The organism is Flagellimonas aquimarina, assembly GCF_003149745.1.
GTDB lineage: Bacteria > Bacteroidota > Bacteroidia > Flavobacteriales > Flavobacteriaceae > Flagellimonas > Flagellimonas aquimarina.
Map to the genome: position 1 here is coordinate 837,673 of NZ_QGEG01000002.1, position 19,224 is coordinate 856,896.

At 34.6% G+C, this 19,224-nt stretch carries 20 protein-coding genes; all 20 read right to left on the bottom strand.

The window, feature by feature from the left end:
* Positions 1 to 59 precede the first annotated feature (59 nt).
* Complete coding sequence (locus tag DKG77_RS10640; RefSeq protein ID WP_109662825.1) at positions 60 to 224, bottom strand: Lacal_2735 family protein; 165 nt, start codon at positions 222 to 224, stop codon at positions 60 to 62.
* A gap of 330 nt (positions 225 to 554) precedes the next feature.
* Positions 555 to 1,172 carry a Pycsar system effector family protein gene (locus tag DKG77_RS10645; protein WP_109662827.1) on the bottom strand — a complete coding sequence of 206 codons (618 nt, stop codon included), beginning with the start codon at positions 1,170 to 1,172 and terminating at the stop codon, positions 555 to 557.
* Between the two features lie 4 nt (positions 1,173 to 1,176).
* On the bottom strand, positions 1,177 to 2,055 hold the full coding sequence (locus tag DKG77_RS10650) for a DUF6268 family outer membrane beta-barrel protein (protein WP_109662829.1): 879 nt from the start codon (positions 2,053 to 2,055) through the stop codon (positions 1,177 to 1,179).
* Positions 2,056 to 2,103: 48 nt separating this feature from the next.
* Positions 2,104 to 5,631 (bottom strand): bifunctional metallophosphoesterase/BamA family protein, encoded by a 3,528-nt coding sequence (locus tag DKG77_RS10655; RefSeq protein WP_109662831.1) that lies wholly within the window; start codon positions 5,629 to 5,631, stop codon positions 2,104 to 2,106.
* A 92-nt stretch (positions 5,632 to 5,723) separates the two neighbouring features.
* Entirely contained in the window at positions 5,724 to 6,380 is a 657-nt protein-coding gene (locus DKG77_RS10660) for a Crp/Fnr family transcriptional regulator (RefSeq protein ID WP_109662833.1), read from the bottom strand.
* A gap of 700 nt (positions 6,381 to 7,080) precedes the next feature.
* Positions 7,081 to 7,758, bottom strand: coding sequence for an START domain-containing protein (locus tag DKG77_RS10665; RefSeq protein WP_165819381.1), 678 nt, complete (start codon positions 7,756 to 7,758; stop codon positions 7,081 to 7,083).
* 212 nt (positions 7,759 to 7,970) lie between these two features.
* Entirely contained in the window at positions 7,971 to 8,942 is a 972-nt protein-coding gene (locus DKG77_RS10670; protein WP_109662837.1) for an NAD(P)-dependent alcohol dehydrogenase, read from the bottom strand.
* Between the two features lie 2 nt (positions 8,943 to 8,944).
* Positions 8,945 to 9,358 carry a DUF6326 family protein gene (locus DKG77_RS10675; protein WP_109662839.1) on the bottom strand — a complete coding sequence of 138 codons (414 nt, stop codon included), beginning with the start codon at positions 9,356 to 9,358 and terminating at the stop codon, positions 8,945 to 8,947.
* A 122-nt stretch (positions 9,359 to 9,480) separates the two neighbouring features.
* Positions 9,481 to 10,050 carry a Crp/Fnr family transcriptional regulator gene (locus DKG77_RS10680; RefSeq protein ID WP_109662841.1) on the bottom strand — a complete coding sequence of 190 codons (570 nt, stop codon included), beginning with the start codon at positions 10,048 to 10,050 and terminating at the stop codon, positions 9,481 to 9,483.
* A gap of 192 nt (positions 10,051 to 10,242) precedes the next feature.
* Positions 10,243 to 10,812 carry a hypothetical protein gene (locus DKG77_RS10685; RefSeq protein WP_133248448.1) on the bottom strand — a complete coding sequence of 190 codons (570 nt, stop codon included), beginning with the start codon at positions 10,810 to 10,812 and terminating at the stop codon, positions 10,243 to 10,245.
* Positions 10,813 to 10,950: 138 nt separating this feature from the next.
* Positions 10,951 to 11,427 (bottom strand): Dps family protein, encoded by a 477-nt coding sequence (locus DKG77_RS10690; protein ID WP_109662845.1) that lies wholly within the window; start codon positions 11,425 to 11,427, stop codon positions 10,951 to 10,953.
* A gap of 317 nt (positions 11,428 to 11,744) precedes the next feature.
* Positions 11,745 to 12,536 carry an alpha/beta fold hydrolase gene (locus DKG77_RS10695; RefSeq protein ID WP_109662847.1) on the bottom strand — a complete coding sequence of 264 codons (792 nt, stop codon included), beginning with the start codon at positions 12,534 to 12,536 and terminating at the stop codon, positions 11,745 to 11,747.
* A gap of 172 nt (positions 12,537 to 12,708) precedes the next feature.
* Positions 12,709 to 13,251, bottom strand: coding sequence for a hypothetical protein (locus DKG77_RS10700; protein WP_109662849.1), 543 nt, complete (start codon positions 13,249 to 13,251; stop codon positions 12,709 to 12,711).
* Between the two features lie 191 nt (positions 13,252 to 13,442).
* Positions 13,443 to 14,153: a DUF1028 domain-containing protein gene (locus tag DKG77_RS10705; protein WP_109662851.1), complete on the bottom strand. Its 711-nt coding sequence runs from the start codon at positions 14,151 to 14,153 to the stop codon at positions 13,443 to 13,445.
* Between the two features lie 188 nt (positions 14,154 to 14,341).
* On the bottom strand, positions 14,342 to 14,887 hold the full coding sequence (locus tag DKG77_RS10710; protein ID WP_109662853.1) for a DUF7010 family protein: 546 nt from the start codon (positions 14,885 to 14,887) through the stop codon (positions 14,342 to 14,344).
* Between the two features lie 132 nt (positions 14,888 to 15,019).
* Positions 15,020 to 15,700 carry an alkylmercury lyase family protein gene (locus tag DKG77_RS10715; protein ID WP_109662854.1) on the bottom strand — a complete coding sequence of 227 codons (681 nt, stop codon included), beginning with the start codon at positions 15,698 to 15,700 and terminating at the stop codon, positions 15,020 to 15,022.
* A 181-nt stretch (positions 15,701 to 15,881) separates the two neighbouring features.
* The gene (locus tag DKG77_RS10720) at positions 15,882 to 16,586 is read right to left on the bottom strand and encodes a hypothetical protein (protein ID WP_133248449.1); all 705 of its coding nucleotides are present in this window, start codon (positions 16,584 to 16,586) and stop codon (positions 15,882 to 15,884) included.
* Between the two features lie 164 nt (positions 16,587 to 16,750).
* Complete coding sequence (mddA, locus tag DKG77_RS10725) at positions 16,751 to 17,488, bottom strand: methanethiol S-methyltransferase (RefSeq protein ID WP_109662858.1); 738 nt, start codon at positions 17,486 to 17,488, stop codon at positions 16,751 to 16,753.
* A gap of 107 nt (positions 17,489 to 17,595) precedes the next feature.
* A complete protein-coding gene (locus DKG77_RS10730; protein ID WP_109662860.1) occupies positions 17,596 to 18,462 on the bottom strand; it encodes an AraC family transcriptional regulator in 867 nt (288 codons plus the stop codon).
* 182 nt (positions 18,463 to 18,644) lie between these two features.
* On the bottom strand, positions 18,645 to 19,181 hold the full coding sequence (locus tag DKG77_RS10735) for a hypothetical protein (RefSeq protein ID WP_109662862.1): 537 nt from the start codon (positions 19,179 to 19,181) through the stop codon (positions 18,645 to 18,647).
* Positions 19,182 to 19,224: the final 43 nt, after the last annotated feature.

A 19,224-nucleotide genomic window follows, 5' to 3' on the forward strand; every position in this document is an offset into this window, starting at 1 on the left:
GGCGGATTCAACAAAACCAAGATTAGCATGACCATCCTTTTCTTTTGGGAATTATGGTTTTATACCAACTGATCAATTTGCTTCATTACTTCCTCAGCTTCAAATGTCTTTTGGTCGCTTAGCTTTCTGTTAGATGTTGAAAATGCATGTGCCTCTCTTAAAAGCTTAGCGTATTCCTCTAACAGTTTTTCTTTTTTTGTTCTCTTTTTAAAAAGTCCAAACATAATTCTTAGCGATTTTAAAATGATTTATACTTCATAACAATATGGTAAAAATACAAAATGTTTAACGAATTTCAATAATCGTTAAACATTTTAATTGTACCACAGCGTGTTCTAATACCTAAAAGAACTTTTATTACCATTATTACGCAAAGATGTTGGGGTGGTGTGTAACCAGAGGAAATTTTTGTGGTTCCAGGGTTGCGGTTCATTGGGTGAGATCAACAGGATGGAGGAAACGTGGTGCAAGGTCGTAAAACTGTTTCCAGCCGCTACCTATGGTCAAAATACTTTGAAAACAATTTAAAAGGTGAAAAAATCTTGCTCTATAATTTATCCAAACATAAGATGACATAGAATAAAGCCAAGTACAGCTAAAATTATCCCCAGCAAAAAAACGTGGAATGATTTGCGAAGCAGCCTAAATTTTCGATCTATAGTTTTACCCAGATGAAACGTGTCTTTGGCAATGACCTTGTACAGTTCATCTCCTTGGTACATTAAGTTGGTAAGTTTTTCAGTATACTGATCTTCTTCCATGTCATTGAAATTGCCATAAAACATTACATTTCCTGTTTCTCTACCACCATGTTTAAGCTCGGGCCGAGTAGCAAAAACAGCATAGGCAATGGAAATCAAGTTTGTGAACAACATAATTATGGTTGGATAAATCAAATGTGGGTCCTTGTCCAATTGGCTCAATACAGTACCAAGAATGATGGATAGTATAAGGGCATTGATGGATATAAGAATATTAGACTTTCTATCAATCATCGAGTTTAGCGTATATTGATTTTTTGAGACCAACCTAAACAAGGTTTCGGCTCCTCGCTCTGAACGGGGTTCAACTTTTGAAAGTTTCTTTTTAAGTGCTTTTAACTTATCCTTGTCTATATTTAATTCCTGAGCGAGATAATGATCTTCTTCTTTTTCAATCTTTTTTGCTGTCATCGTCTTAAATTTTAAAGCGCAATCCTGTTTTTAAGTATAGGGTATTATCCTTGTTCACCGATAATATGTCGTCGTTTTTACGGTCTCTAAGCTCCGCATTGGTGAAAAAGATGTTTGCGAAATTGCAAAACAACTCCCAATATTTACCAAGGTGATATTCATAGCTTAACCCACCAACCACAATGGACATGTTTATTCTTTCTGCTATCTCATTGTTATTTATTACAATCCCATCTTGAATATTGGCGGTAAACCCATCCAACTTGGCAAACAACTTAAACCTTGATTTTTCCGAAGCATGATATTGCAAATTGGATTTTGGAACACCTAAATTGAATGACCAGTTTGGTCTAAACTTTCTATAATAACTTATAAATGGAATAGGAAAGGGAATACCCCTGTTTTCAGAATATGAAATTCCCATAATAAGACGATATGGTTTTGCTGTGTCTGGATCCTTTTTTTTGTTTTTAAAAAAGATGATGTCTCCAGAAAATACAGCATCATCAAATGACATGCTTTTAACTAAGTTTGAACTGAAGCCAGGTGTGATTCTAACCCCAAACCACCAATTCTTGTTCATTTTAAAGATATATCCAAAATTGATGTCCAACAGCTGAAAATCTTCAATGATCTCTGTGTCAAAAGCATCAATTGAAGAATCAAAAGAAATATCAATATTGCTATAATCAAGCCCAAGGATACAAAAACTGTCCTCAGAAAGTTTAACAGGATAATTGAACAGGGCTCTAATCCTATCGTAGCCGACATTTGAATTTGCTTTGGGTATATAGGTGTATTCCATCTTTATAAGGTCTGATATTTGACTAAATGCTAGAGTTGCAAAAAACAAAAGAAACCAAATTGGAAGTCTTTTTTCCATAGGTTGGGCGTGGTTGGTATTGGTTTTTGAAAAGGTACTCTTTAAAAACTAAAAAGAGAAGCCCAACGCAAAAACTATTCGACCTCCATCAGAGCTACTAAAATAGCCAAGATTTGCAGTAATTGCCTCAACTCCACTTACCCATAACGACCCACCATAACTATTATGCCATTGTTTAGACATGTCATCCGCTATCCATACCCTGCCATAATCAAAACTACCCGTAAGTCCAAACCTTATTGGTATGATACTGGTGCGCAAGCCACCCAAGGGCATTCGTAAGTCTATATTTTGATAAAATGATTGTTTTCCGGTAAACCTTTGGTTCCTGAATCCTCTTAAACCATTAATCCCTCCAATCTCTGCAGCGTGATAAAACTCAAAATTATCTCCTAAAATTAGTTCAGCGCTAAGTTTTGTGGCAAGCACCAAAGACGCACTTCTTGTTAATTTATGATCAATGGCGATTTCCGGTTTTACATATCCAAAGCTATTCTCTGCGCTGGTATTGTCAATGTTAGTCTTATAACCAGCAATCAATCGAACGTCTAATCCTAAAGTTGGAAATGCAGGATTGTCCTTGTTTTCAAATTCATAGGCAATTTCCGCTCCGCCATAGGTTTGCTTTTCAAAAACAGAGCTGTTTACGGGAATATTATTGGGGTCGTTAACGAATCTGCCTGCAGTGTTTTCTACTTCAAAAGATTCTATGAGCGGTTTAAAATGAAAAGACCCACCGTTTTTCCCTCTATAGATCAAAGCAATTGCAGTTTTCCATTTTCGGACGCGTGTCCTGTTGAAATCTAGGTCCACCACATCATTGTCATAAATAGTTTCATTTCCAAATCCAAAAAAATTGGTTGCAAAATTAGGGCTGGTGTAAAAGCCTTCAACCCCAAAGTTCCAATTATGAAAAATATTGGAAAACTCTCCTTTGTACGATACATCATAACCAGACGTGGCGGTGTAATATGCAGCACTGAAAACATGTTTTCGTGTAAACGGGTTTCGTTGTATGCCATGAAATGTATTATTGTATAATACACCTACTTTGAGTCCATCATCTGGGTTGGCCCCAATAATGGGAAGTAACTGGTTAAAGTTGAAGTTGGATTTTTTATGGTCATAATTATTAATACCATAATCATCTACCAGCCATTTTTTGGAGCCCTTATTGATAATGGTATTTTCTTTGCTTTTATAGTCATAGAGCTTTACCCTACTGGTGTTCTTAAAATCATAAGTATCGTTCTTCTTGCCACCAATTATTTTTAGTTTGATTAAATGGTCGCCATCACCATCAACCGTAAAAGAATCTTTTCCATCCAATCCATAAATCCAGATTTCTTTGGTAACATCACTGGAAAATGTTCTGTCCAGAATTCCCAGTTCCTTCCTATTGATTTTAATCGTTGTTTTTCCATTTGGATGACGGGTTATTTTAAAATCGTCAGCTTTCTGGGTACCAGTGATTACTTCAAACTTGTTTAGGTATTGATAATAGGCATTTGCAATTTTCAATAGGTTGCCCCGTCTACCTTTAAGTTTTGTTTTTATATCAGCAATGGTGCTTCCTTGAATCTCTGGTGGAACAGATTTAAACGCTTCCTCGATAATTTGGTCTGTAAGTTCCTTTTGAATGTGTTTACCCTGCTTTTCCCATTCTGCCCATTCAGAGCTGTTGATTATGGTGAGGTCCAAGTGATATGGGGAAGTAGCGAACCATTTTACACTTCTTAGATCAACGTCATAGGTCTGCATTTTTCTTAGGCCAGGAATCGCTCTGGTAAGAAAGGCAATTAGGGTACCATCATATTTTGAGAAGGCTTGATCGCGATCTCTAGGAATTGGCCTACAAATTTCGGTGCCATCTTCTTTTTTAAATAATGCCCAGCGCCATTGGTCTTCATGCCTGTCCCAGTCTCCCAAAAGCATATCAAAAAGTCGCGCCCTAATATAAGAGGGCTCATCTACCACGGCTTTTCCAGCTTTGTGAATCTCTTGTAGAATATCTGCAGTGCTCAAAATTTCTTTGGGCTTTCCAAAGCTTTCCAATTCAAGTTGAGAATCTCCTACATGTTCCTCGATCATGTATAATTCATCACCAAATTCATCATTATAGACCCCTAATCTTTTTTGTTTAGGGATGTAATACAATTCGGGATTCGTGTGCAATACATCAATGGCCTCCGCCAATCCACCAATGGCAAATGGGGCGTAGGGGTGGGAGGTAGTATAAAAATCTGCTAAAAATTTGTCCACAACGCTACCATCAAGCGCACTGCCTATATAAACATCTTGAAATGCATTTGCTTGTAAAAACTTAATTGTGCTCTTTCTTAATGCACGCATCACAAATTGTTTTCCAGTATTGTCTTCTAGTCGCAGTGATTTTGATTGTTGCCCTCCGCCTCTTTTCAAGGGTGTTAAACCTCCCATTAAGGTATCTAATACAACTGTTTTGGCGTTCACATCTTTGCTATAATATTCTCTATAATGATTTCCCCATAAAGCCTTGTAAAATCCACTTTTTGTGGTTTCATCTTTTGTATAGATAGAAGCTATTTTATGTGACGAAAAATTATTGGATATATTACTCATGGAAATAGAATCCTCGTTACCTCCTTTGAATATTATTGTATTGAACTCATCACGGACAACTCCATTTTCCATAGTAAAAAAATGGACCGAAGTTTTTCCGTCAGAATCAATATCTAATCTTGCGTACCCATTTTTTGTTGAAGAAAAATCACCTTCATCCGCTCGTTTTGCACCTTTTGTTGTACCAACCGCTCCGCTTATGATTTGTGGTACTCTATTGTTAATGTATTGAAGGTTTTTATCATGGCCAGACACAAATATGACATTTTCAGCTTGTCTTGCCACAGTCTTTAACCTTCTTCGTAATGTTCTGTATTGTCTATTTTGAAAATCTTGTATTGAAGGCCCTGCCGTGTTGCGAATCAACCCTTGTTTTGAGTAGGTGTCAATAGGGTGGTGGATAGCAATCAGTTTTATTTTACCCTGTGCTTTTTTTATCTGATTTTCAAATTCTAAGAAGAACAAGGTTCTATTTTTAATTTCAGATTTCTCATTTATATATATTTGATTGTCCCAATCTTCTAAAAACCATTGAGAATCTATTGTGATTAAAACAACGTTTTCGCTCAGGTCATACTTTTTAATGGGTTCCCCATTATCTGGATGAAATTTGGCTTTACTGTTTTTTTGGATGTGTTTTTCTATTTTTTGAACGCTTTGATACCCATTTTCATACCATTCATTTTCGCCTGGCGTGAAAATGGCATCTTTTCCAAAGCCCTTGATTACTTCAAGCTGCGAATTCAATGAACGCTGAAAGTTTTCTTTGGCAGTCGCATTTCCCAATAGCAGTAAGGTTGGATTTTGTAGTGTTTGGGCATCTTTTACAATTTGTGCAAGCACTTGATTTTTTGCAACATCCGATGTATTGGCAGTGATGAATATAGAATGTTCTACCTGTTGTGCTTTGATAGAGAAAACGGTAAATAGTATGCTAGATGCAAACCAAATCTTAAGGTTGTTTTCATTTTTCATAGTTGTAAATTAAGGTTGTCCCTTTCGGGTTGGTTTTAAAAGACTTACTGACTTTGCTTAAACCTTTTTAAACACTCCAATGTTTTCTGAATTTATTTTAGAATAGCTATCTCTCGTGTGTTGTAATCAATATGTTTTTCTTTTCGCAAGCCACTTAACACATTGTTTACCGTTTGTCTAGATGTATTGGTTAGATTTGCAATATCCTTGTGCGAGAGTAGATTTTTGGCTTCAATTCTATCTGTTTTATCTTCACCAAATTCTTTTACATAGGAGTGGATAAAATCGGTAATCCTAGTTTTACTATCCTTATATAAAAGATCTTCTAGTCTGCGTTCCAATTTTTTTATACGTAGCCCATACACTTTAAAGACACCATTTTTTAACGATTTGTGTTTCTCCATCAGTGATTCCATCATATCAGATTCTATATAGCAAATAATGGAATCTTCAAGCGCAATGGCTTTTTCTTCGGCGGCCGCTTCCTCATCATATAGGGAAAGCTCTCCAAAAATGTTTCCCTTTTTCACTATATATTTTGCTGTATCTCTGGTGGAGTTAAGGATTTTGACCGCGCCTTTTTTCAAGAAAAAAATACTTTTCTTATCCCTGTTTCCAATTTCTATTATTTTGCCCTTGTCAATATGCTCCATCTCTAACAGTTCACACATTTTCATCATTGTGGGCATTCCAAGTTTTCTAAAAAGACTAAAACCTTCAAGAAACCAATATTTAGTTAGTGTTTTCAAAATCAGATACTTTTGGTTGGAAAATCTAATATAGTCAATACTTTAACATTTGCATTGTATGTACTTTTCCTAAACTTACCCCAGGCGACACATTAAATAAAAAATAATGGTTTCATTGGAAAACTCATTTCATACGGAGTTTTTCATCACCGGCTTAACTGATAATTAAGATTGAGGTAGAAAATCATTATCAAATGAGTTATTTGGTCTTACAATGAATTATGAGACACGGAGAAATTGAAGCTCTAACTAAGATGGAAGGCAGCACATTGCTAGTTCAAATTCCACAATTTGAAGTATTATTGAATAAATACCAGTAGTACCTGACACATAATACTCAGGTAATAAGACTTTGTTTTTGTTGTTTGACGTAAGGCAAATTTCGTAAACAATGGGTTTATTTGGTGATTGAATCTTCATTTATGTCAACAGGCAAAATAATTTTACTTGGATATTTATTGTTATGATATAATTTTAAATGCGCTTTTGTGGATATTCTTGAGCTACTGAAAAATTAAACCCTAAAACTAAAATAAGCAATAGGTTGAAAATGTTTTTTGCCATGATTGATTGTAATACTTATGGTTGGATGATGTTGCTAAAATGAATTTTTGGTGTAGTTGCAAATACTTGGACATGATATGTATAAAAGTACCACCTGTTGTTAATAATTGCCAATACTTATTTGTGTAATAAATGATTACCAATCATTATTACATAGAGCCGCTTGCTCCATTTTTTGAATAATCATCTCCATTCTTTTTAGCTTTTTAACCAACCCTTTTTCAATGGTGGAATTGAATAGCCAAGCTGGAATGTTGCCTCCTGGTTCTGCATGAACAACATAAGTTGCTATGCTCTGACTTTTGCCTCCTGGTTCAAACATCCAAAAGCCATTGGCTCTGTTCATGTGCACCGTTCCTTTTGTGTCTTCAGTATTGGACACCCAATCTTCGGTCCATTGAATTTTCTTAATGCCAGATTCAGAATCAGAGCTGATCTGAACTCGTTTGCAGATTGACCGATCCCTAAACGGAAAGGGCATGGGGTGTACAGAATAGACTATAAGACTGTCTTTAGAGCTACTTAGAATTTTAAAGGACCCCTCATTTTTATAAGGATAAGACTTATTGTTCACTATTTCCTCCTGAAATGCCATAACCGCTTTCTTTGGTGAGGCCATGACTTTGCCTGTGATTTTAAATTCTTTGAATTTTGAACCTTTTACCTTTCGGGAATAGATGGTCCATGTTTTGTTCACGGCAGAATGTTCTTTGTCCTTGCTCCATTGGTAAGCCCCCCATTCTTTAAGACTCTTATTTCTCAACCGAATGGCCCTATGGGTAGAACAGCCCGCCAAAGGTACCAGTATTAACAAGATTAAACTGAATATGGTAATAAGGCGAAAGGATTTACCCGTCGCTGTTTGAAAGCTATTTCTTGATATTTGCATGCCTATCTTGAAGTAATTAGAATGAAAAATTGGTAATTAGGCAAAAGTAGATTTCGGCCAAATTCAATTCATTGACCTGGGTTAAGAAACAATGATTCTTAAGAATGAAGAAGTAGGCATAACACTTATATTCTGGTTTATTCCGGAGTAATTACAACATTTCCCTTTTTACGTCCGGTTTCAACATACCTGTGAGCTTTTGCCGTTTGTTCCAATGGATATCGCCGATCTATAACTGGTCTTATTTCTCCTGCCTCAACTAACTCCTTCACTATGGCGAGCTCCTGCCTAATCACCTTGGTTGGTCTCACGTAAGTGGCTGTAAGAATGGCTTTTTTATGACTGAACAATGAGGTCCAAAGCATATGAAAAACAGTGGACAAACCTGCAGCGTCAAGATAGATTCCATTTGATTTTAAGGAGTTTTTGCAAAGCGGAAACGAAGACTTCCCCACTGTATCAAAAATAATGTCATAGGTCTGCTCATTTTGGGTAAAATCCTCTTTCGTATAGTCTATGACCATATCTGCCCCCAAGGATTTTACCAAGTTCACATTGGTTGTGCTGCAGACTCCGGTAACTTCGGCGCCAAAATATTTTGCAAGTTGTATAGAAGCGGTACCTACTGACCCAGAAGCACCATAGATAAGAACTTTTTGACCATTCTTTATTTTCCCTTTGCGCTTAAGGAAATTAAGTGCGGTCAAGCCACCCTCAACGACTGCCACAGATTCTTCACAGTCTAAATTGATCGGTTTATGGATTATGGCAGCATCCTGGGATAAACATTTGTACTCTGCATTTGAGCCTAGGGTCATCCCAGTTATTCCAAAAATTTGATCACCTTTTTTAAATAAACTTACATTCTTTCCTACGGCTTCTATTTCTCCAGCCAATTCCATTCCTAGAATATCATTTTTAGGCTTTGTTAGGCCACTGAACAACCTAGTGAAAACTGGCTTTCCTTTTCGACCAATAAGACCTGCTGAGGTCACTGCTGCAGCCTGGACCTTTATCAATACTTCATTGTCTTTCGGCTCAGGTTTTTCTACCTCTTTAAGCTTAAGAACATCAGGTGTTCCATATGCTGTACACACAATGGCTTTCATATCTATTGAAAATGGAGGTGTTTTTTACCGGAAGGTAATTTCCAAGCAATTAGGATTATTGCTAAAAATGCTACAAATTCAATAATCATAAAAAAAATATCATCCATATCCGCTGAAGGCACAGCACTTACCAATACCAAGAATGTGATTACACTGGCAATTATATTTGCCCATTTATTTGCTTTATCATGTAATATTCTGGATAGAAGCACCATCAAAATGGGTATTTCTGCTAAAAACCCTCCGAACAGCATGAGTTCCTCTGTAATTTCAATGCCATTCACTACCCCTGTCATAATTTCTTCGAGAAAACCTTTTTTACCTAGTTGATGGAGATCCCTAAAAATCATATTGAACAGAATAAATATCCATAATGTTGATAAGAGGGCTTGCCCTTCTATCTTGTTTCTTTTCATGTATGTCAAGTTTTAAAAAGGCAAAATTGTAGCAATCATGATCCTTTTTCATTGACTTGAGTTAAGAAATAACAACTACACCGATATTTGGTGCAATCCTATATGTAGTTGGAAAGTATTGACTATTTGAGAATTCGTTTGCGAATTCGACTGAGAGATTCAGGTTTTATACCCAAATAACTTGCTATCAAATATTGTGGAATTCGGTTTAATAGGTCTGGCGATTGATTTTGTAGATTTTGATATCGCTTTTCAGGAGTTAATTTTATGAAATTATCGTATTTCATTCTTTGGGATGCCAATTCATCCTCCAATACGGTTGGGCCAAGTGCAGCAAGTCTTGGTACTTTTTTCATTATTTCTGCACTTCTCTCTTGTGATCCAATGGAGATAATGCAATCTTCCAAGCATTCTAAATAGTACTCAGACTCTTTTTTTGTTGTATAACTAACGGGGGTAATAGGCTGTTTTTCGACAAAAAACTCCGTGACCTTGACTTCCCCCTCTACCAAATAATAACTGTATATACAGCCCTTTAGAATAAAGAAACATTCCTTGGCCAATTCACCTTCCTTTAATAGGAGCGTACCTTTTTTAAATGATCTAATCAATTTATGTTCCGAGAGAATACTTTTTTCTTCCTCGGTCAAATCGATATATTTTGATAAAAAATCAAATATTACTTCATCCATTTATAAGACATTGTAAATCAACCAAAATGATTTTGTTTTACAAAAATAGTCAGAAACTAGTATTTGACACCCCTTCACTTTACAAACTTGTGAATGCCTTAAGTTTTAAACTTCTTTTTTAATGGAAGCAATTCAGCATCAAAGGAAATTAAAAAAAGCCCACAATGAATTATACACGTTGTTGCACACTGGTTATTTCTTCAGCCATAATTTTATAGATGGTTCTGGCACAGGAATTTCCAAATATAGAATCTCATCTTTAAGCCAATAAGGAAGTTCAACAGTTCCTTTCTCGTTTTCAAACTTATTATCAGAAGCAAGAATTATATTTTGTGTTTTATCAATTTTGTAGTCAAACTCAAGGTTCATGGCAATTAAATCCTGAATGTATTTTCCATTTTCAGTGAAGGTATGAGCTTGGTTGAAGTATATGTGATTGGCAATCTCTCTAAGCTGATTAATTTTCAGAGAATCATTATTGATATAAGTTAATTCTTGATATAAAGAAATTGAATCAGTCTCAGTATTCATATAAAATTCACCATTGTCGATTGCAAAAGGTTTCCATTTGCCAGAAATCTCATCGTTTTGAGAGAATGTATTAGACGAAATGAATATTGTCAAAAATAGGAATAAGGTATTTTTTAGATCCATGTCAAAATTAACTTGTGTACAACAACCCGCTAAACGCAGTTCGGTGATTTTTGTGGAAATATAGCAAAATCGAGCAACAAAAGTCAGCTTTAGCTGAATGTGCTCCAACGGTTAGTATATGAAAAGTAGGCGATTTAGAAGTACCAAAAATTCAGTTCATCATAAAGTTTGATATAAGTCAAAAGCCTTTATTTTATAACTGTCTCGCCTATTTTTATATACATTGTTCCCTGCGGGCATTCTGATTTATCTATTTAAAAATGAAGAATACATCCAAACTAATTTTTCTTGTTCCCTGGTGTAATCACTCATTAGTGCATTTGTTCCTTCATCATCAGCATCCGAAGATATGGTAAGTAATTCTCGTTGAAGTACTATTATTGTTTGAAAAGAAGCTAAAATGTCTTCAACTGCTTTTATTCCATCACTTACTTGTTCACTTTCTTTTATTTTTGAAGTATTGCGATAATCTGCATAATTATGCTTTGGCGTGTGTCCTAAAGTTAAAATTCGTTCTGCAACTTCGTCTATTTTTAAAAGTAGGTCATTATATAACTCTTCAAATTTCAAATGTAATTCAAAGAATTTCTCACCTTTTATGTTCCAATGATAGCCACGAGTATTTTGATAAAAAATTGAATAGTTTGCCAAAAGTTCATTTAATTTTTCAGATAAGTGTTTTGCTTTGTCATTGTCAAGTCCGATTGCGTTTGTATTGGCCATTTTTATATTTTTTAATTGTTCAATATTCTTCAAACAAAGTTACAATTCCGTTTCAGTATAGTTTGTAACATTAATCACTCAACTTTTGTCCAATTGAAAAGTGGTACGTAATTTTTATGTCATATATTTTTCAGCTTGCAGGTAACGATCCGCTAAACCAGATTGCAGCCTTAACTGCGTTTAGCCGGTCGTTGGAGGGCATTTCTTTTGGGGTGGGAGTGTGTAGCACATAGCAACAAAAGTCAGCTTTAGCAGAATGTGCTCCAACGTTCTGTATAAAAGGTCGTTTTAATTCCTTTTATACATTGTTATGAGCTTTATTTTTTACTTAGAAACGTTTTTGATTTTATAATAAACTCCTCCTTGGTTTCCCCCTCATGAGCTCCATGAGAAACATTGGGTAGTATCCAAAGATCAGAATTAGGTAAATTTTCTTTCACACGTACTACTTCATTTAGATTCATACCTTCGTCATCATCACCGATCATGATCAATACTTCGGGTTTTATATTTTGTAGTTCTTTGTTACTTAATTTAACAATATAATTTTTAAACTGATTCATTATTCCTCTAATGTGTTCATCTCCATCATGGGCCGTCTTGAGCCAGGGAAAGTTGGCTCGATTTTCAAAAGTAAACGTTTCTAAATATTCAGGAAAGTCATTGATTGTCCATGTCCCTACCGCTCCAATAGTTATCATTGATTCAATCAAAGATGGGTTTATTAGAGCGAGCTGATAAAGAATGTCGCCTCCAAAACTAAATCCAATTGCCTTGATTTTATCCAGGTTCAAATATTTAACCAAGGAATTAAGGTCCTCAGCTACTGATTTTAATGATAAATCTTCTTTAAAAGCTTCAGATTTTCCATGCCCGGTTAAATCTATTAGGTATACTTCATATTCTTTTTCATAGTATTTTACATATGGTTTCCATGATTTGGAGGATTGTGTATAACCATGTAGCAGGAACAAAGGCTTTCCTTCCCCATAAATTTCGTAATAGAGTTTTTTTCCATTTATAGGAACAGATTCAGATTTCTTTGGTGTTTGAGATATAATATTGGTCGACATTAAAAGAAGAGTGATTACGGTATAGGTTTTTATCATTTATATGCGGGTGTTAATCTTTGAACATTGCTGCCAGCCATCTAGTGTAACCATTAGATGCAGATAAATATAAGCAGACTTTTAGGTTTGTTAACCAGCTTTGACAATTCTGACCCTGACGTAATTGGGGTTATACAATGTTGTAAGTAGCTTTTGATTGGAGCATTATATCTTAGAAGCGATAAACAACCCCATTTATTTTAATTTCTTTAAAATCTCGAAGGTAATAATTGAAATTCCAACCTAATCCTCTAGTATATGAAATGAAGAGTTTTTCTTCATGATTTTGGTAGAACCTATGATGTTCAAAAGTTCTTAAATTATCATTTTTTTCGGTTAGAGTCACTTTAAAATCATTTATTGATTGATTACCCATTGTCCAAAAAGTTTCTCCAACTGATGCATCAAATTTAGCATGCGTGTATCTGAAATTGGGATAGTCGGGGTTACTTCCAACAAGGTTTTGCTCATCATCAATTCTTAAATAATCTATACCAATAGCGTCTCCACCAATTAATGAATAAAATTTATAGTATACCTCTCCTTGTATTCTTAGGGTGTCTGTAATTTCGGTAAAATTATCATCATCTATTTTCCAGTAATTACCAATCTGCATTGGAAGAAATGATTCATCTTGAGGTATTGGCCAATCATTATCATTAGAACAAGAGAATAAAATCATTAGCAATCCAAAAACGATGTAAATCCTTTTCATAGGTTTAGATTTACCAATATGATACGAAATTTTACAAAAGGTTGTTTTTACATTACTTGCAGCATGTTTGCATATGGTTAGTTGCTTTGTGAAAAAAATAGCAAAAGGGCACGAACCTGAGGAAAATTCGGAGAATTTTACGATTTGCAGGTAGAACTAGTAATTAACGATAGACGTTGTTGGTGGCAGCTTTATTGTTTCTTTGCTTCTTCTTTGCGCCAAAAATCAAATTGTTGATTGAGTAATGTGACTGCAGGTTTTCCTCCTTTTTCTATACCTTGAACAGCTAGTTTTAAAATGGCTCCATCTTGAGGTTTGTAGACCATAATAAAAGCAGACCTGGCATATTGAGTTTCACATCTTTTATCACCACCAGCTTCTTCACCAGCTTTTAGTGCAAGCATTAGTCTTTCAGCCAACGGCTTGTCTCTATTTGCATTAAATGCTTTATGTGCATTTAGCACGACTTGCTCACTTGGAAGTATATTGCCCATAACGGCAAAATCTTTACCTATTTTTTCGCCACTCCAATCATTAATTTCAGAACCAGAATAAACAAGAGGGCTTTCGTCTGTGTTTAATAGAATCACACCATATTGTTGTCTTTCAGGATTGAATCTGACATCTTTCATAGCCATCAATATCTCATTAAGGCTTTTTCCATTGTTCATTAATTCGACACCTTTCATTCGTGCGAAATAATCACTTGCCGCCTGAACCACGATGGCGCCTTTTCCTGGAACGATTGAAGCTATACCAGATACATCAAAAGTACAAGAGGCACCTACAATACCTATTTCACCTGTCTTACGGTCAATTGCAATGATTGACCATGTAGCATAGCATTGGGTGGAAAAAAGTGTTGTTAAAATTGCAAATAATAGAATCCCTGTTTTCTTCATTATTATTGAATTTTATATGTTTAGTCATATTACAGATAGATAAAAAAGAAGAATGTTACACTTTTCTTGAAAATAAACTTATGGATTAGTTGAATTACCACAACGGTCTCATCTATAAGTGGCTGCGAGGATTTTCAGAAGTAAACGAGAACAGGTAATTACTTATAGTGATTGTTGTGGTGTCGTTTTTATTCAGTTTTCTTTCTATTATTTAAGATAATCAATGTAATAATATAAATCAAAACGATAGCAAAAGGAATAGCTATAAACCTGTATTCGGGTAAGAGATACCAAAGAATTAGAACTGTAATTATTCTAGTCAATGTATGAAAAATTCCAATCCAATGTTTTATAATCCAAGAAAATGGCAACCACATCAATCCAGTCAGAATTCCCACAGTCATTGGAAGAGAAGAATAGTCAACAAGGAAAAATGGTATTGCAATTGAATAGACAAGAATCGCTTGTCCAGCCGTAAAAAGAAAAAGAGTGTCAAATTCGTTTTTTGGTTTACTTTTATCCAAGAAATTTTCACCCGTGAATTTTGAGAGAAACAGGCCTAGATATACAATACTTCCAGTTCCAATAAAAATTGACCAAACCGCTATAAAATCAGAGAAAAAGATTCCGATCAATCCAATTAAAGTCCAAATAACCAATCCAGCTAATGGTGTAGCAAGAAATTTTTGATTGATGTATTCAATCCGCTGTTGTTCAAGTGTTCTATTGTTCATTGCCTAATTCAGTCAGTTTTTCTCTTAAGGATTTTAAAATTGATTTGTGAATTTTAATGTTTTCTAAGTTTCAAGTTAACGAATTGCAGCTATAAATTATATTCATTGTTAGCAGTAGGTTTTTATTCACTTTTAAAATCTTTCAGTCGAGTCATCAAGTTTCCAAATCCTGCCATTTAATTCAAATTCTCGAAACATTTCTTTAGCTTCTTCAATCGTCCATTTTGTCCATTTAGGATTTAGGTGGTTTCCGTACCATTTTTTTGAGAAGTTCCAAATTTTCTCAATCGGTTGAATATCACCTTTCGAAATGTTGTGCTTTCTTGTCCAATTGTCAATTTGCTGTTCATTTTCAAATACCAACATATTGCTACAGGTATATATTACATTGTCCCAAGCATTCTTCATCGGAATTGGAAAATGAATGAAATAGTTCTTTTCTTGGATTACCCCACTTATAATGTTGATTTCGATTTGTTTGGTTTCCGCTCCGATAGTTGTCGTTATTTTTACATCATCTTTAAGCAATGCAGCAACTCCGAGCGAACACCATGCACAGTTTCCCCACCATTCTTTGTTTTTAGTTCTAACATAGAAATTCGTTGGTGCCAATGAAAATGGGTGAATTACCCAAACTTTAGATTCGTTAGGATGCAGGACAACTCCATGATATTCCTGTAAATCTTTTAATCCGTTTTCAATGTCTTCTTTTGCTGCTTTAAGCGTTTTTGAAAGGTCCTCAACACTTGGTGCAAATCCGTTGTCGATTATTCCTTTGATTATTGAATAGTGAAGATTTGAATTTGTCACCATTTATTCTTTTTTTCTTTGGTTTTTAACTTGCTGCTAACGGTCTCGGCTATGAGTAGTTGCGTGGGATAACACTAAACTTTGCAAGTACACACCGAATTGGAAATTCCGTAGGAATTTCCAAAGTAGTCAAGAACAAGCAATTACTTATGGCCATTGTTAGCTTTAGTTTTTCATTTCCCATTTAGACGAAGGGAGTTACGAATATATTAATCAAAAAATTCATAAATATTTCTCCAGAAGCTGACCACCAGAAATAATCCGCAAAGAAAAAAATGAACAGTACCGAAACTACAGAAATAAGGTCAACAAATATTGGCTTTTTGTACTTGACCAAATCAAATAAAAAAAGCATAACCGCAGGCAAAACTTGGAGACCTTTATTGAAGAATTGACTCGACTGCATGTTAAAGTCAAATGATATTCGAAATATTGCCGCACTCATCAACATTACCATACAGCCCAACATAAAACGTTTATGATAAAAGGCTTTCTTTCTGTAGACAAATGCGAAAGCAAACAGTATATAGGCAAAAGATAGTCTAAAAACATTGTGGCCGGCAGCATCTATAGTAGTAGTGCCGGCATATACTTTGTAAATGGATGGAAAAATTCCAGCGGGCACCATTAAAATCATAATAAGCAAACCGAAAACTCCTAGCACCTGATGTAATTTATAATTTTTAGATTTAATCAAGAAAACCTGCACGGCATATAAGAGTGTCCAAATCGTAAAAACAATTCCATGAATAATCAAGTGAGTTGGAAGAGGTTCAGGGTTTTCAAAGATGTTTGAAAGGTAAAAGGAAGGCGCAAAACCCCAGAAAACAGTTAGCAAATACCATAATGCAGTTGCTATAAAAAAATGGTTCTCCGATTTTGCTTTCAATGTCATTTCAAATTAAATCTCCTGGTTCGGCTATGATTTCGTTGCGGAAAAATCCGAAGGATTCTTTCCGCCGTAGCCAAAAAATAGCAAATTTGCGTTGAATTCCGATTAGGAATTCAGCCGCAATTTTTTATATACTGTGTTAGGTATAGTTTTTTCCTAATCTACCGCTTGTTTTTGGTAAAAGGAATAATCATTGGGACTTCTTTCTGGTACGTTTCATATTTTTCTCCAATAAATTTACGAAGGTCTTTTTCTTCCAAATATTTTACAGCAATAAAAATGTAAATGGTAGTTACTAAAGCAAATAGTAAATGCCCAACTGTCATAGCAGGCGTTGCCCAAAAGGCGATTATAAAACCAAGCATAATGGGATGTCTAACAATTTTATATAAATAGTTGGTTTGAAATTTTGGGTTAGCAGTTTGTTTGTTTTTTAGATTATCAAATATTTGAGCTAATCCAAAAAGCTCGAAATGATTAATCATAAATGTTGATAGAAGTACAATAAGCCAACCTAAATAGAATATTCCTTTTAGAACAATAATAACAATGTCATTTTCAGCTTTCCATACAACCGTAGTTATAGGTTGCCATTGCCAGTAAATTAATAGTAGGCATAAACTTGATAAGAGTATGTAAGTACTTCGTTCCATTGCTGGATTTATAATAGTTGTAAACCAATTTTTAAATGCAGGTCGAGCCATTATACTATGTTGCACTGCAAAAACACTTAATAATATAACATTAATAAGAATGGATGAAAACAAGGTGGTTTCTGAACCAGAATCTATTGATTTTGGCACAATTATATTACCTACAAATCCAATAGCGTAAAGGAACGCAATAAGAAAAATAATATACGCTAACGCTCCATAAATTAAGATAATTGCCTTTTTCATTTCATTTGAATTTTTGGTATAAGCCAAAATTCTACTAAAAGAAATGTTTTTACTTTGCTTAAAAATCCAAATAGCGTGTTCTAAGGTTCAAAATGTTTATGGAATCATTAATCGCTTCTATTTAAGGACTTAAATTGTTTGGGTGGCAATTTGAATTTTTCTTTAAAGGATTTAATAAAGTGAGAGTTATTTTTAAATCCACATTCATAACCAACTTCGCTAGCTGTAAGATTTGTACCTAATAATAAGATTTTAGAGTGCTCTAATCTTTTATTGATTAACCACCTATTTGGAGTAGTGTTAAAACATGCTTTAAATTCACGTTTAAAGGAAGATAAACTTTTGCCACAAAGTTTGGCAAAATCAGCTATTTTTAAATCATATTGAAAATTTTCAGTCATAATATTTTCAATATTCGTTTTAGTGTTTTGCGATATAGAATTGAAGAATAATAGTACCTCTGCATTATTTGAATTAAGCACTATATTAAAAAGTAGTTCTTTAAATTTAATTTCTACTAGCTCTTTAGGAATTTCATCTCCTTGTTGTAAATAGTGGAATATACTTTCTATTAATGTTTTAAATACATCATTGGTAGCAATGTCAAAAATTTGATGATGCTCTTTTTTATGGTTGAAATCTCTTTTAAAAGTTGGATTCTCTGAAATAAATTTTTTGATGAATTTATCATTGATGAAGAACAGCATTACACAATAATCACTTTCTAAATATTGTCTTGTTGTATAAACTCCTTTTCTAATGAACAGCGTGTCTCCTTTGGTAAGCTTATATGTTTTTTTAGATGTAATCCAATCCTTTTTACCGCTTATAACATATGTTATTAAATGATTCTCAATCCACAATTGATACTCTTCAATATTGAGAGGACATTTATATTCTACGAATAAGAAATCGTCACCAACAAGCTTGTTGAATTTTGGATGATTTTTAAAGTATTCGTATGCATTAATCACTATGTTCTTTTCAGTTTTTAAATTATGCCTAACGGTCTGGCGGCTGGCGAGCGACGGCGTTGGCCTGTGCAATTTTCATGCGAGCCAACGCCGCGGGACGAAATCATTCCTTAGGTTATTTGTTTTCTTAAAAGTAGGGAATTTAGTTCAGGGCAAGAGGGAACAATGAATTATAGCCAGTGTTAGGTGCTAGCTTTTATTTCCTTTTTTAAAATCTTATCTAACCCCAAACTATTTAAAAAGTCCAGTTTTCTTTCAAAGTCGAATCCATTGCCTATGAACTCAAAGTCGTAATTTTTGGAAGCAAGTTTAAATTCCAGTGGTTCAATAGAATATTCCCATGGTCTAAATCTTAAATATCTAGCATATAAGATTGAGACTCCTAGTTTTAGTAGAATCCACATTGGATAGGGAAAAAAAGTTCTGATTTCTTCTTTTCCGCGAGTGATTTTCAATTCCGAAATGTCATTGAATGGTAATGCAATCAAAGTCCGTTGGTTGGAATAATTAGTATGCAACAAAAGACCTTCAGTTCTTTTTTCAAAGTTGCATTTCGAATCCTGTTTCAGATTTTCAATGCTACCAGACTTATTGACGAATGTTTTGAGAAAAAGGCCCGGACTACCTATGGTTTTTGGCTTCATCCATTCCTGCTGAAACGGAGGTCCAACAAGTTGATTTATTTTTTGTTCGTCAATATTTTTCTCTGTTAATATCATTTATCAGCTTGCACCTAACGGTCTAAAGTATGAGTAGTAGCGG